Origin of the sequence: Vreelandella venusta (assembly GCF_044809155.1) — a bacterium.
Taxonomy (GTDB): Bacteria; Pseudomonadota; Gammaproteobacteria; order Pseudomonadales; family Halomonadaceae; genus Vreelandella; species Vreelandella venusta_B.
In genome coordinates this window covers 469,308-482,816 of sequence record NZ_CP085241.1, presented here as the reverse complement: position 1 = coordinate 482,816, position 13,509 = coordinate 469,308, and the positions used below count along the sequence as shown (strand labels likewise).

12 protein-coding genes are annotated in these 13,509 nt (G+C 56.5%); 5 read left to right on the top strand and 7 right to left on the bottom strand.

The features are described from left to right. Positions 1-24 precede the first annotated feature (24 nt). A complete protein-coding gene (locus LG301_RS02390) occupies positions 25-1,650 on the bottom strand; it encodes a BCCT family transporter (protein ID WP_404473098.1) in 1,626 nt (541 codons plus the stop codon). Positions 1,651-1,815: 165 nt separating this feature from the next. Here LG301_RS02390 and LG301_RS02385 point away from each other — a divergent pair, with 165 nt between their 5' ends. Next, the gene (locus LG301_RS02385; protein WP_404473096.1) at positions 1,816-2,172 is read left to right on the top strand and encodes a hypothetical protein; all 357 of its coding nucleotides are present in this window, start codon (positions 1,816-1,818) and stop codon (positions 2,170-2,172) included. Positions 2,173-2,206: 34 nt separating this feature from the next. Here the strand turns inward: LG301_RS02385 and LG301_RS02380 are convergent, their stop codons facing one another. From LG301_RS02380 to LG301_RS02355, 6 genes are all read right to left on the bottom strand, one after another. Beyond that, a complete protein-coding gene (locus LG301_RS02380) occupies positions 2,207-3,100 on the bottom strand; it encodes an AEC family transporter (RefSeq protein WP_404473094.1) in 894 nt (297 codons plus the stop codon). 136 nt (positions 3,101-3,236) lie between these two features. Further along, entirely contained in the window at positions 3,237-6,236 is a 3,000-nt protein-coding gene (gene glnE / locus LG301_RS02375) for a bifunctional [glutamate--ammonia ligase]-adenylyl-L-tyrosine phosphorylase/[glutamate--ammonia-ligase] adenylyltransferase (protein ID WP_404473092.1), read from the bottom strand. Positions 6,237-6,246: 10 nt separating this feature from the next. Next, a complete protein-coding gene (locus LG301_RS02370; RefSeq protein WP_404473090.1) occupies positions 6,247-6,618 on the bottom strand; it encodes a diacylglycerol kinase in 372 nt (123 codons plus the stop codon). A gap of 31 nt (positions 6,619-6,649) precedes the next feature. Next, on the bottom strand, positions 6,650-8,110 hold the full coding sequence (gene dacB, locus LG301_RS02365) for a D-alanyl-D-alanine carboxypeptidase/D-alanyl-D-alanine-endopeptidase (RefSeq protein WP_404475143.1): 1,461 nt from the start codon (positions 8,108-8,110) through the stop codon (positions 6,650-6,652). Positions 8,111-8,175: 65 nt separating this feature from the next. Continuing rightward, positions 8,176-8,505, bottom strand: coding sequence for a DMT family transporter (locus tag LG301_RS02360; protein WP_404473087.1), 330 nt, complete (start codon positions 8,503-8,505; stop codon positions 8,176-8,178). Then, the gene (locus LG301_RS02355) at positions 8,502-9,167 is read right to left on the bottom strand and encodes a tRNA (guanine(46)-N(7))-methyltransferase TrmB (protein ID WP_404473085.1); all 666 of its coding nucleotides are present in this window, start codon (positions 9,165-9,167) and stop codon (positions 8,502-8,504) included. The genes LG301_RS02360 and LG301_RS02355 overlap by 4 nt, the downstream gene beginning before the upstream one ends. 209 nt (positions 9,168-9,376) lie before the next feature. Between LG301_RS02355 and LG301_RS02350 the strand changes: the two genes are divergently transcribed. From LG301_RS02350 to LG301_RS02335, 4 genes are all read left to right on the top strand, one after another. Beyond that, positions 9,377-11,260 (top strand): beta-ketoacyl synthase, encoded by a 1,884-nt coding sequence (locus LG301_RS02350; protein ID WP_404475141.1) that lies wholly within the window; start codon positions 9,377-9,379, stop codon positions 11,258-11,260. Next, entirely contained in the window at positions 11,257-11,751 is a 495-nt protein-coding gene (coaD, locus tag LG301_RS02345) for a pantetheine-phosphate adenylyltransferase (protein WP_263066194.1), read from the top strand. Before LG301_RS02350 ends, coaD begins: the two co-directional genes overlap by 4 nt. 72 nt (positions 11,752-11,823) lie before the next feature. After that, complete coding sequence (locus LG301_RS02340) at positions 11,824-12,072, top strand: YfhL family 4Fe-4S dicluster ferredoxin (protein WP_263066196.1); 249 nt, start codon at positions 11,824-11,826, stop codon at positions 12,070-12,072. Between the two features lie 9 nt (positions 12,073-12,081). Then, positions 12,082-13,383, top strand: a complete 1,302-nt coding sequence (locus tag LG301_RS02335; RefSeq protein WP_404473083.1) for an MATE family efflux transporter — start codon at positions 12,082-12,084, stop codon at positions 13,381-13,383. Positions 13,384-13,509 lie beyond the last annotated feature (126 nt).

Genomic DNA, 13,509 nt, shown 5'->3' with positions numbered 1-13,509 from the left:
AAAATGAGGCTAGTTAGCGTAAGGCTAGCTATTGATACGCCGGTTAATAACGCTCGGTGAACGCCGCAAACGCTCTTCTTCACCCAGCTGTTCGGCTTCAAACGCGTCTGCGCCAACGGGCGTTTCGCCATGACGGCGATAGAGCTGTGTCAGCATTGCCTTTCGATCAGCACGCAGCTCGCGTATCAGTACAACGATCATCATATACAGAATAAACGTGAACGGAAGTGCCGAAAGGACGGCAGCTGACTGTAAGCCCGACAAGCCGCCTGCCACAATGAGTGTTAAGCAGATAGCCGCAATTAACACTCCCCAGATCACCCGTTTGTAGAGGGGCGGATTGATCGAACCGTTATCGGTCATTTGTGCCACGATGTAGGACGCAGAGTCCGCCGAGGTGACCAGGAAAACAAAAATTAGCAGCATCGCGACGACTGATAGCACATTTGAGAAAGGCATAAGCTCAAACATCTCAAACAGGGCAACGGTGATATTGGCTTGCGTCGCCGCAGCAAGGCCTACGTTATCGCCATTTAGCTCCATGTGCAGTGCCGCACCGCCAAAGACCCCTATCCATAGGCAGGCTAGCAGCGGCGGCACTAACAAAACGCCAAACACATACTCTTTGATGGTACGGCCGCGGGATACACGCGCAACGAAGGTACCGACAAACGGTGACCACGCGATGACCCACGCCCAGTAAAAAATTGTCCAGCTACTGGCCCACTCGTTATCACTATACGGTGAAATACGCAGGCTCATACCGATGAAATTTTGTAAATAGTCACCAATGCCCAGCGTAATAGTTTCGAGAATGGCAATGGTCGGCCCCGTCACCAGTACATACAGCATTAAGCCAATGCACAAAATCATATTTAAGTTAGACAGGCGCTTAATCCCTTTATCAAGCCCCGACCACGTGGATAGCATGTAGGCACAAAACATCACAAACAGAATAATGAATTGCCAAAAGCCATTCTCTGGCAGGCCAAAAACCGCGTTAAGGCCACCGTTCATCTGCAAAACACCTAGCCCCAGAGAGGTCGCCACTCCCATGACGGTGGCAACAACGGCAAATACATCTAACCAGGATGCGTAAGGGCGAATCCGGGGATTTTTGGCAGTAACCGATGACAGCACCGAAGAGACAAGCCCCGCTTGGCCTTTGCGAAACTGAAAGTAGGCAATGATCAACCCCACCACAGAAAAAGCAGCCCACTGATGGATGCCCCAGTTAAAGTAGCTGTACTGGATGGCATACCGCGCGGCGGCCTCGGTTTCTGCGGGCATATCCCCATAGGGCGGATCGATATAGTGGGTCATGGGTTCGGCCATGCCGTAAAACACTAAGCCCACACCAAACCCCGCTGCCAGCAGCATGCTTATCCAGGAGAAAAACGTATAGTTTGGCGTACTGTCCTGTGGGCCTAGGCGCACTTTGCCGTATTTACTTAGCGCTAAGCCAAATAAGAAAACGACAAAACCAAAGACTGAAAAGAGATAAAACCAGCCAAATAGCTTCGTGACCGAGGCCAATGCCGCCTCCGCTGCGTTACCAAAGCCAATAGGAAACGTAGCCCCTACTATTACCAGAGCGAAAATAATAATCGTTGACGCAATAAAGACTGACTTTCCTCCATGGCTTGCCATAGAACCTCCGTGTTAGATAAGCATTATGCGCAGCAAGAACGCCTGTACAGAGAAACCTTAACATTTGCTAGTACTCATCGCATATGTGCCCGCATGGATAGGTCTTCAAATGAACTTGATAGCACCACTATGTTCCAATAGGGCAAATGAACGATGGAGATCTGTATGCCGCAAATGAATCGTGACCAACGCAATGCCGCTTGGCAGGCTGCCAACCAGTGGCGTGCGAGGGCAACTCAAGCACAACCTACCGGACTGCTCGGCAGTTTTAAGCTGCTGTTTACGTGGCTGGCATTTGGCGCCTTGATGATTGTCGGCGTCGTGCTTGGCCTATTTTTCTTACTGATTGGTTGGGCCATGATGCCGTTCGTGCGCCATAAGATGAAAAAGCGTATGGAACAAATGCGCGCCGACCAAGCGCAGGACATTGGCGGTGGTTACGCGGGTTCGCCGCACCAGCGCAACCAACACGATGCGTTAGAAGGGAGTTACGAAGTTAAAGAGGATAATCACCGCCATTAAGCCGCTTATTTCCCACACCACTTATTTTCTACTGCTACGTCGGCGCATAAATCCAGGCAAACGCGGCAGCCAGCGTTAGTGGCATGACGACTAAGCTTCCCAAATTACCGATAAGCACCAGCGATGCCACCTTCTGAGGTTCCAGGTGGTACTGCTCGGCGACAAGATAGTTGAGTACCGCTGGTGGCAGCGCTGCAAACACCAGCAGAACCGCCGTTTGCAGTGGGTTAATGGGTAAAAACCACATAAGGGGTAAGGCAATGACGAGGCCAGAGAACGGGCAAAGCAGCGCCCCTAGCAACCCCGTTCGCCAATCGCTAAAGTCAATTTCCAGTAACCGCACACCCAACGCAAACAGCATCAGCGGGATACACACCCCTCCCAGCGTATGCATCGCTTCCAGCAGCCAACTGGGAAGCGGCAATCCGCCGACATTAACCACTAAACCCGCGATACTTGCCGCGACGATGGGCATGCGCAGCAGGCGCCACAGCGACGTGCGCGGGTCAAGCATGTAAAGCCCCACCGAGAAATGGAGCAGCATTTCGACGATAAATACCACGACCGCCGCCGGCAGCGCTTCTGGCCCAAAAGCCAACACCAGCAGCGGCACCCCCATATTGCCCGAGTTGTTAAACATCATCGGTGGCAAGAAGACTTTTACGTCCAGCGACAGCCATTTAGCCACGGGCCACAGCAGCAAACCAGAGCCTAAAACAACGGCCACTGCAGCGGTCGCAAGCCATGCATAGTCGGCTAACGGGGCTTGGCGGTCGGCGAGTACCGCGAAGACTAAAAGCGGTACAAAAAGCTCCATATTGAGGGTATTGAGGCTTCTGATATCCGGCGTGCGGAAGTGCCCATACGCCGCGCCACACCCCGCAATAAGAAACACCGGCAGCAGCGTTGCCAGGATATGTCCGGTCATCGCCGCGTCACTTCCACGCGCACGGCAGCATCACGCAATACCAGCAACATCTTGCACGTCCTTATCGTTATTCTGAATAATTTGTTATCAGGCTATCTTCCCTGTCGATGCTACTGAAAAAGTGCCAAGCCGCCAATCACGACTCGAGAAAACGCTGCCAAAGTGCAATAACAACGTCACGCTGCTCTTTGAACTCGTCTACTTTCACCGTGTTTTTTTCACCGGTGAGCGCGACGCGATGGGTGCGGCTTCGATACGCTAGATAGGCATCTCGCAGCTGATCAGCTTCTGACGGGGACAGGTGCCCGCTCTCAGCAAGCGTTTCTAAAATACGGATATTATCGCTGTAGGTAATCAACGACGGGGTTTGATGCGCAAGCGCCAGCACAGCGTATTGGCAGATAAATTCAATATCGACCATGCCGCCCGCATCATGCTTTAGATTAAACTGGGCGCCTTGAAGATCGCTCGTTGCACCGGCATCCACCTGCCCTCTTGCGCCGGGCCCTTTGGTGCCTAAATGATCGCGCATTTTCTGACGCATTGTGACCACATCGTGACGCAGGCTTTCACGGTCACGCTCACGACACAAAATATCACCACGCAGGGCATCGAACTTGTCGGCCAGCCCCTGGCTACCTGCCACCACTCGGGCACGCACTAAGGCTTGATGCTCCCAGGTCCAGGCATTTTGCTGCTGATACTCGGCAAAGGCTGCCAAAGAGGTGACCAGCAGACCGGCATTGCCCGAAGGACGCAAGCGCATGTCCACTTCATAAAGGCTGCCGGCGGGTGTAACGGCGGTTAATAAGTGAATAATGCGCTGGCCTAAGCGGGTAAAGAATACCGGCGTATCCACTGGCCTAGCGCCGTCGGTACTGCCTTTTCCATCACTGTCGTGAAGAAACACCAGGTCTAAGTCAGAGCCGTAGCCAAGCTCAATGCCTCCCAGCTTGCCGTAACCCACAATCACAAACGCTGGCGTTTGAGCATCCAGGCCTTCAGGCACGCCGTGCTTACGGGTTACGTGTTTCCAGGCCATCGCCAGTACCGCATCTAAAATAACTTCGGCGATGTAGGTTAAGTAATCGCTTACTTTCATAAGATGCCGTGTGCCCGCCACATCCGACGCCGCAACGTGCAACATCTGCGCGTGTTTGAATACCCGCAGGGCCTCCAATTGCGCTTCATCGTCATCTTCTGGTAGCCGGTTGAGCGTTTGGCGCAACTCATCGGCAAGGCGTGCTTTGTCCGCAGGGGTATAGAGCGTTTCTGGCGTAAGCAGCTCATCCAACAGAATAGGGTAGCGGGCCAGCTGCTCGGCAATCCACGGGCTTGCCGAACACAACCGCATTAAATGCTCAAGCGCGTGGGGGTTTTCACGCAGCAGTGCCAGGTACGCCGTGCGGCGCAATACTGACTCAATCAACGGCTGCACCCTGGCAAGCGCAGTATCCGGCGTTTCACTCTCCGCCACCGCGTCTAGCAGCAGCGGCATTAGGGCGTCTAACCGCTCAAAGCCGATGCGCTGCATGCTTTGTACTTGGCGAGAGTGATAGAGGCTATGCAGCCGCTTGAGGGCTTTTTCAGGCGCGGTAAAGCCAGCCTCAGTCAGATGCGCTAACGCCTCTTCCTGCTCTAGCTCACCCCGCCACATTAAGCGCCACTCTTCTAGGCTAAGACTCGCGTCATCATTGCCCTCTTCAACATCGTCCTCTGGGTCAGCAATCACCGCGTCAAAGTGTTGGCGCACCCGCTGTCGCACTTCATCTAACTGCGCCACTAACCCTGACCAGTCTTCATGCCCCATAGCAAACGCAACGCGCTCACGGTCGATGTCATCGGTGGGCAGCGTTTGGGTTTGGCGGTCTTCCAGCGCCTGGAGGACGTGCTCCACATCGCGCAAGAAGGTGTAATCCGGCAGGAGTTCGTCCACCACGGTTTGGGGTAGCAAGCCCAGTGCTGGAAGGCGGTTAAGTGCTGTTATTAGCGAGCTCACCTGGAGTTCGGTATCTCGGCCGCCCCGAATTAGCTGAAACGCCTGAACCACGAACTCCACCTCACGAATACCGCCCGGGCCCAGCTTGATATTGCTCTGCATCCCTTTGCGCTTAACTTCGCGATTAATCATCGCTTTTAGCTCGCGCAGCGACTCAATCGCGCCAAAATCGAGGTAGCGGCGATAAACAAACGGGCGCAGACTGGCTAGCAGCTCATCGCCAGCCTCGACGTCGCCGGCAACGGGCCGCGCTTTCAGCATGGCGTAGCGTTCCCACTCCCGCCCCTGATCTTGATAGTAACTGGAAAGCATCGCGAAACTGCCTACCAAGGGCCCACCATCGCCTAGGGGCCGCAGGCGCATATCTACCCGGAAAGCAAAACCATCGGCGGTCATGGCATCTAGCGCGGCAATTAAGCGCTGCCCAAGCTTGGTGAAATACTCCTGATGTTCTAAGGGCTTACGCCCCCCTTCGGTGTCGCCTTTTTCGGGAAATGCGAAAATCAGGTCGATATCCGAGGATAAATTCAGCTCGCCAGCCCCCAGTTTCCCCATCCCTAACACCACCAGCCGCTGAGGGTCGCCGTCATGACGTGGGGCCGGAAGCCCCCACCGTGGGGCATAGAAGTGTTCAAGCCACGTTAGTGCAGCCTCAATACAGACTTCGGCTAACCACGAGACGGATTGGGCGGTATCCCACATGCTGTAGCCAGCAGGACGGTTGAGATCACGCCAAACGATGCCCAGCATACGGGCACGACGAAAGCGGCGAATAACACGCTGCATAGCCTCTTCATCGTCAGCGCTTTCCAGCGCTTCTTCCAGCCAGCGCGACTGGTCATCTTTACTGGGCGGCGCGTCTAACTCACCGGCAACATCCAGCTCCACTAGCCAGTGAGGGAAGCGCGTTAAGGTGTCTAACGCAAAGGTCGATACGCTCAGTACCTTGGTAAGCGCTTCCCGGCGCGATTCGGAGAGCGCCTCCCAACTGCTCGAGGGCAGCGGCTGCTTGGTCATCTCAGCCACATTATCGGCTTGGCTAAGCGCTTCACTCAGCCGTTGCCACGCCTTTTGCGCCACTGGCTTCAGCGACAACGGCAGCATTTCCCGCGGTAAAAACGCATCGTTCAATTGCATAACCACCTCGCTAACCAAAGAACTTCTGCCAACCCAGTAGGCCCCATGTCAGCCCCGCCATAATCAGCGAAAGCATCACCGCCGCCGAGCCAATATCCTTGGCCCGCCCGGAAAGCTCATGGTGCTCTGTGCCAATGCGGTCGACCACATTCTCAACGGCACTGTTAAGCAGCTCCACAATCAGCACCAGAAACAGGCTGCCTACCAGTAGCAGCCAGCTGATTGACGTATCGGCAATCCACCAGGCTAAAGGTAGCAAAATAGCGGTAATCACTACCTCTTGGCGAAAGGCGGTTTCATTTCTAAACGCGGCTTTCAGGCCTTTCCACGAATAGCGTGTGGAGTGCACTAAATGGGTTAGACCGGTATGTCTTGGCTTCATGCACGTTTCCCACTCTGCAAATTGTTCATCATTAGTTAGCCAGTATCATTGCGTCTAGATCCAGGGACAGCGGGTCAAGCACTTCCGACCAGCTCAGATAAGGCGTACTGCCACTGCCGTTGACTAACACGGTAAACACACCCCACCGCCCTTGGGCGGTACGGAAATACCCCGCGATAGCGCGCACTGCAAAAGGTTGATTAAGTGTGCCAGTTTTCACCATGACATTATTCTGAAAGGTAGGCGAGCCACGGCGAATAAATCGCATGACGCCGTTGGCCGGGGACTGGAAAGACGCCACGAAGCTTGGGAACAGAGCGCTTTGGCGAAACATCTCTTCCAGCATTACGTTCACGCCTTGGGCAGAAGTGCGGTTGTCGGTGGTTAAACCGCTGCCGCTGGACAGCGTCAGCGGGCCGTGCCCTGGCAAGCTCTGGGCGTAGGCTTCAATCGCCTGGCCCGCTTGGCGCAGCTGTGCCTGGGGGGTTTCCACCAGGTTCAGTGCCAGCACGTCGGCCATGTAATTATTCGAGTAATTCATGGTGCGCAGCAGCAGCTCTTGCAGCGGCATGCTATCCACCGCGGCTAACCGCTTGGCGCCTGCCGGGCGGGTGCTGCTGACTCGCCAAGGGTCGCGTACGGTAATGCCCGCCTGGTTGAGCATACTTAGCAGTACTTGAGCGGTTTTTTCGGCAGCATCCCCTGCGCCGCGATAAACATCTCGGGCAGCCGCATTGGTCGAAATTTGCCCCGTCAAGCGCATCATATCGCCACGCTCATCGGTAATACGCTCGGCGCTAATTTCCGTACCGCTATTGGCTGGCTGGGTGACCACTTGGTTATCGATCGCAATCAACGGCTGTGGGCTGTCGCATAGCCCCACACGGGCGGGTTCTCCCGCGCTGCTAGCGGGCGCTACGTTGACACACCAGGTACCAAAGTTGACCCCCGCCGAGGTCAGCGGCGCGCTGTAGGCATTCGCCACCCGAGCGCGCGCGTTACAGCGGTCGGTGGTCAGGCACTCCACTGGGCCAAAGCGCCACTGACTAATCACTAAAGCGCCATCGACTTCGCGCACCCCGGAAAGCTGAAGGCGCTGCACAAGCCGCCATAAATCTTCGGTGGTCAAGCCTGGGTCACCGCCGCCTTCAAACACCAAGTCACCGCGCAGCACACCGCTATCTATTGCACTGGTGCTCACCAGTTGACTGGTAAAACGATGCTGAGGGCCGTAGCGGTTAAGCGCCGCCGCTGCTAAATACGCCTTGGTGACCGACGCCGGAGAGAGCTGACGCTCGGGGTTAAGGCTGCCCAATAAAGCATTACTGCCCGTGTCTGCATCCAGCAAGCGTGCTTCAGCGCTAATCAAAAACCCTTTATTTTGCAGCTGGCCTAAGCGGCTAAAGTCGGCAAAAAGCGCGGTGCTGACGCTCAACGTAGCCGTGGCGACACCCGCCACAATCATCCCCCGCAGCCAGCCTGCGGGAGACATTATCGAGCGTTTAGCTCGGCCGTTAACACGATAGTTACCCATCCAGTCCGTCACGTTCAGCTACCTCAATGCACATTCATTTTGGAGAACACTTGCAGCGTGACGACGCCAGCGACAATCAGGCTAATGCCAATAACGGCAGGCAAGTCAGGCTTTTCACCGAAGGCCACTATGCCCACAAGCGTCACCAATACAATACCCAGCCCCGCCCAAATGGCGTAAGCAATGCCCACTGGCAGTGTGCGTAGCACTAAGCTCAGCAGATAAAACGCCACGCCATAGCCTACCACTACGAGTAAGCTCGGCAGGGGGCGTGTGAACCCCATTGAGGCTTTTAGCGCGCTGGTTGCCATCACCTCAGCCACAATGGCCAAGGTTAGAAAAATAAAGGTCATTTCCGCTCCAGTTCAATGCATAAACGCCATAGCGTTTGGCCACTTTGATGGTACTTCGCTTCAAAGGGGGTCAAATAATCGCCGTTGGGTGAAAAAACACTCACCGCCGCTTGCCGCCCTGTTACTTGCGCCACTGCCAGGGCAAATTCTTCCACATAGAGCCGCCAGTTAGAGCGCACTTCCAATACGCCTCCTAATGCCAGCACGGTAGGTAACACGGGGTGCCCGTGCCAACGCATTTTTAAGTGCCCGGCCTTGGGGTAAGGGTTGGGGTACAGCACATAGTGGCGCTCAGGCGCCCAGCCCGCCTGCTCGGCCAGGCGCCAAAAATCGACGAGATCCGCCCGCACCAGCCGTGCGTTTGCCGGCAGGTCACCATGATCACGCCCTAAACGATCCTCGCTACGGTCAACGCCAATGACGGCATGCTGAGGATAGCGTTCTGCCAAACGACGAGTAGATAACCCAACACCACAACCGGCATCTAATATCAGCGGCGATTGGCGCTGCTGATACCAGGTATGAACCTCTTCAAACGCCTGCTGAGTATGCGCTGCAATCGGCTTGCGCAGCGGATTCTCCAGCGCACGGGCCACCCGACGCGCCAAATCGTGATGCGGGCCTGGCTGATTGGAAATCACCGGTCGCGAATTGTGCTGCATGCCATCCCCTGCTGGAAAAAGGCGTGATTCTAACAGTCTGCGGCGCATGCGGCATGACGTCGTTGCACGCCCGGTGCTATGATCACGCTCGAGCGACTTATTAAGTGCGGATGAACAGCCTGTTTCGGTGTGCATCTGCCAATAACTGTTACTAAAAACCACCGCACCACGAGGAACCCGGCTTGTCACACTTACCGGTGATTGTCGGCATGGGCGGCATCAATCCCGCCGGCAGAACCTCGGGCCACCAGGCCTTCCGCCGCACCGTGCTTGATGCTCTTCCAGCTGACCAGCAGCGCAACACGTTGGAAGGCTTGGCCGCGCTTATGCGCCTTGCTGAACATTCTGAAAACGGCTGGCAAGACCGTACAGGCCAGCCCCTAGACGATCCAGCGCTCACATTGCGCGAACAGGTGCTTAACCACACCCTGATCCGACGCAATGAAGACCCGCGCTTTCTCGCACCCGGCCTGCCTGCCAACCGTCAGGCAAGCATGATGTTAGCAGAGCCGCTGCGCTTCACATTACGCCGTCGCCAGCTACCCGAACATCTGCCGCCCCATTGGCAAGTCACGGAGCTGGATGCCCGGAGAGTCGACGTGACCGTGCCCGCGGGCACGCTTGACGTACTGCTGCCCGATGCCCATGAGCCCAAAGTGCGCGCCGCCGCGCAGCTGCCCAGTGGCTTTGAACCGGCCAATCTCTACCGTAGCGTACACCACCCGCGTGGGCTATCAATGGCGGTATTTGGCGCCAGCGACTGCCTGGGAGCCAGCGGCCTCTCTTGGGAAGACCTTCGCCAACAGCTAAACCCGGACCATATTGCGGTTTATGCAGGCAACTCCATTGGCCAGCTGGATGAACCGGGCTGGGGAGGCCTGCTAAAGAGTTTGGTCAGCGGCCAGCGCGCCACCTCCAAGCAGATGCCGCTCGGCTATGGCCAGATGCCCGCCGACTTCCTCAATGCCTATGTGCTGGGCAGCGTCGGCAGCACCGGCGCGGCGCTCGGTGCCTGCGCCAGCTTTCTTTACAATCTGCGCTTGGGTGTTGACGACATTCGCTCAGGACGCCGTCGAGTAGTGATGGTGGGCACTGCCGATGCGCCGATTACGCCCGAAATCATTGAAGGGTTCCGCGCCATGGGAGCGCTGGCGGATGACGCCAGCCTCAAAGCCCTGGATGCGCTGGAGCTACTCACCGACGCCGACTATCAGCGTGCTTGCCGTCCTTTTGCTCGCAACTGCGGTTTTACCATGGCGGAAGCCAGCCAGTTCGTGCTGCTGATGGACGACGCACTTGCCCTAGAGCTAGGGGCTGACATTTTAGGCGCGGTGCCGGATGTCTTCGTTAATGCAGACGGCTTTAAGCGCTCTATCTCTGCGCCCGGCATTGGCAACTACATCACCCTGGGCAAAGCCGCCGCGCTAGTCAGTGACATGCTAGGCGATAAAGCGCTCAAAGAGCGCACTTTTCTGCATGCCCACGGCACCAGCACGCCGAAAAACCGCGTAACCGAATCCCACGTATTTGATGAAATTGCGCGGGCTAATGGCATTCGCGACTGGCCAGTGGTCGCGATTAAAGCGTTTATTGGCCACTCCCAAGGTTCTGCTGCAGGTGACCAGTTGGTAAGTGCACTCGGCAGCTTTGCCCACGACTTGCTACCGGGCATTCCAACGCTGGATGCAGTGGCCGACGATGTTTACGCCGAGCGGCTGCGGCTCTCTGCTTCCCCTCAAGCCTTTAAGGCGGATGCCGCCTTCATTAACGCTAAAGGGTTTGGTGGCAACAATGCAACCGGCGTTGTGCTATCGCCAAAGGTGACCGAGCGGCTACTCACCCAGCACCATGGCCAGGCGGCCATTGACGCCTGGAAAACCCGTCGCGAAGCGGTAAGAGCCAACGCCGCAGCCTATTTAGCTGAGGCAGATAAGGGGCACTATGCTCCCCGCTACCAATTTGGCGAGGCCGTACTGGAAGGCCCGGAGCTGGAGATTCACGCCGACCGTATTCACATCCCCGGCTATGCCCAGGCGGTCTCGCTTACCGCTGACAACCCTTTTGGCCAGCTTGACGAGGAGGCACCGGAATGATCGCCCAACGCGTTAATATCGCGGTCTACCCAGGCACCTTTGACCCCATTACCAATGGCCACTTTGACTTAATTGAACGCGGCGCGCGGATGTTCGATAAAGTGGTGATCGCCGTGGCTGAAAGCCCCGGCAAACGCCCTAGTCTCGACCTTGAGACCCGCATTGCGCTGGCCCGAACCGTTTGTGCGTCGCTCCCCAACGTGGAGGTCATCGGCTTTTCATCGCTTCTGACCACTATGATGCACGAGCAGGGCGCCACGATTATTCTACGCGGCCTACGCGCGGTCTCGGATTTCGAGTACGAGCTGCAGCTAGCGAACATGAACCGCGCCCAAAACCCTGAGCTTGAAAGCGTATTCCTCACCCCGGCGGTAGAGAACTCCTATATCTCGTCGACCATTGTGCGGGAAATCGCCAAGCTGGGCGGCGATATTTCTCCATTGGTTCATCCGCAGGTCGCAGAGGCGCTTCGCAAGCACTACACTACCTAACTACTGACATTGTTGAGTAAAACACTCGGGTATTGGCCTACCCGGGTGAACCGCCATTCGTGAGGTATGCCCATGGCCCTGATGATCACCGACGAATGCATTAACTGCGACGTCTGCGAACCCGAATGCCCCAATGACGCGATTTCTCAAGGCGAGGAGATTTACGTCATCGACCCAAACTTATGCACCGAGTGTGTGGGCCACTTTGATGAGCCCCAGTGCCAACAGGTTTGCCCGGTAGACTGTATTCCTCTTGACCCAGAGCGCCCAGAGACCCAAGAGCAGCTCATGGAGAAGTACCGCATTATTACCGCTGCCTAACGCCACCTCGTGCGTATTTGGACCCTCGCTTGGCCCATCATTCTCTCCAATATTACCGTTCCCTTACTGGGGCTGGTGGATACCGCCGTGGTGGGGCACCTGCCCGATTCCCGCTATCTCGCCGGGGTTACCCTCGGCGCCACGCTGTTTAGCTTTCTCTATTGGGGCTTTGGGTTTCTGCGCATGGGCACCACCGGCCTTGTGGCCCAAGCGATTGGCCGCGAGAACGACAGCGATGTGCGCAACCTACTAGGCCAATCGCTGATCATGGCAGGTGTTATTGGCACACTGCTTATCGTGCTGGGTTCACCGCTGATTTCCCTGGGGCTTTGGCTACTCGATGGGAGTGACGCAGCAACGCCCCTGGCCCGTGAGTATGCTGAGATCCGCCTCTGGTCGGCGCCGGCAGTACTGGCTAACTACGCGATTCTGGGCTGGTTTTTGGGCCAGCAGAACTCGCGGGTCACGCTGATGATCTTGCTGCTGACCAATAGCATCAATATCGTGCTCGATCTTTGGTTTGTGATCGGGCTGGGCATGACCAGCAACGGTGTTGCGCTGGCCAGCGTGATTGCTGATTACAGCGCCCTCGCCTTTGGCGGCTTTTTAGTGCTGCACCAGCTGGGGCGTTTAGAAGGCGCTTTTCAGCGCCAGCGGCTGCTTGTGCTATCGGCTTACTCGGCGCTGTTCAACGTCAACGCCAACCTCTTTGTACGCACCCTGGGCCTTCTGTTTGCCATGGCGTTTTTTACCGCCCAGGGCGCCCGCCAGGGCGACACGGTGCTCGCCGCCAACGCCGTACTGCTGCAGTTTATTATGCTCACTAGCTATGCGCTGGATGGTTTTGCCCACGCGGCAGAGTCGCTAGTGGGCCGCGCCTATGGACGGCGTAATTGGCAAGAGTTTGCCAACACGGTGCGCGCAACCGCCCAGTTCTCGTTCTGGACGGCTGCGGCGGCCGCGCTGGTCTTCGCCTTCGGGGGTAATACCCTCATTGCGCTGCTCACCGGGCTAGAGGACGTGCGTTCCACAGCGGCTAACTACCTGCCATGGATGGCCGCGATGCCGCTGCTGGCAGTCTGGAGCTATCTACTTGACGGGGTGTTCATTGGCACTTCTGCCGTGCGTGAAATGCGCAATAGCATTTTCATTGGCTTAGCGATTTATCTGCCTACTTGGTGGCTTACGCTAGACTTAGGCAATCACGGGCTATGGCTCGCTTTCACCCTTTTTACCCTAACCCGTTCTGCTGTACTCATTGGCTACTATCGCCACTACCGCCATACCCGCTGGCGCTCTGAATCCCCTTAATTAACCGACCGTTGAAGCTTGCAACGCTCGCTCGGCTTCGGCTGCGCTAACGTAACGTTAGGCGTCTGTATATGCTACCTGACGATAGATGAAAAATACGGCACGCACCCGTATATTAGCGTCGCA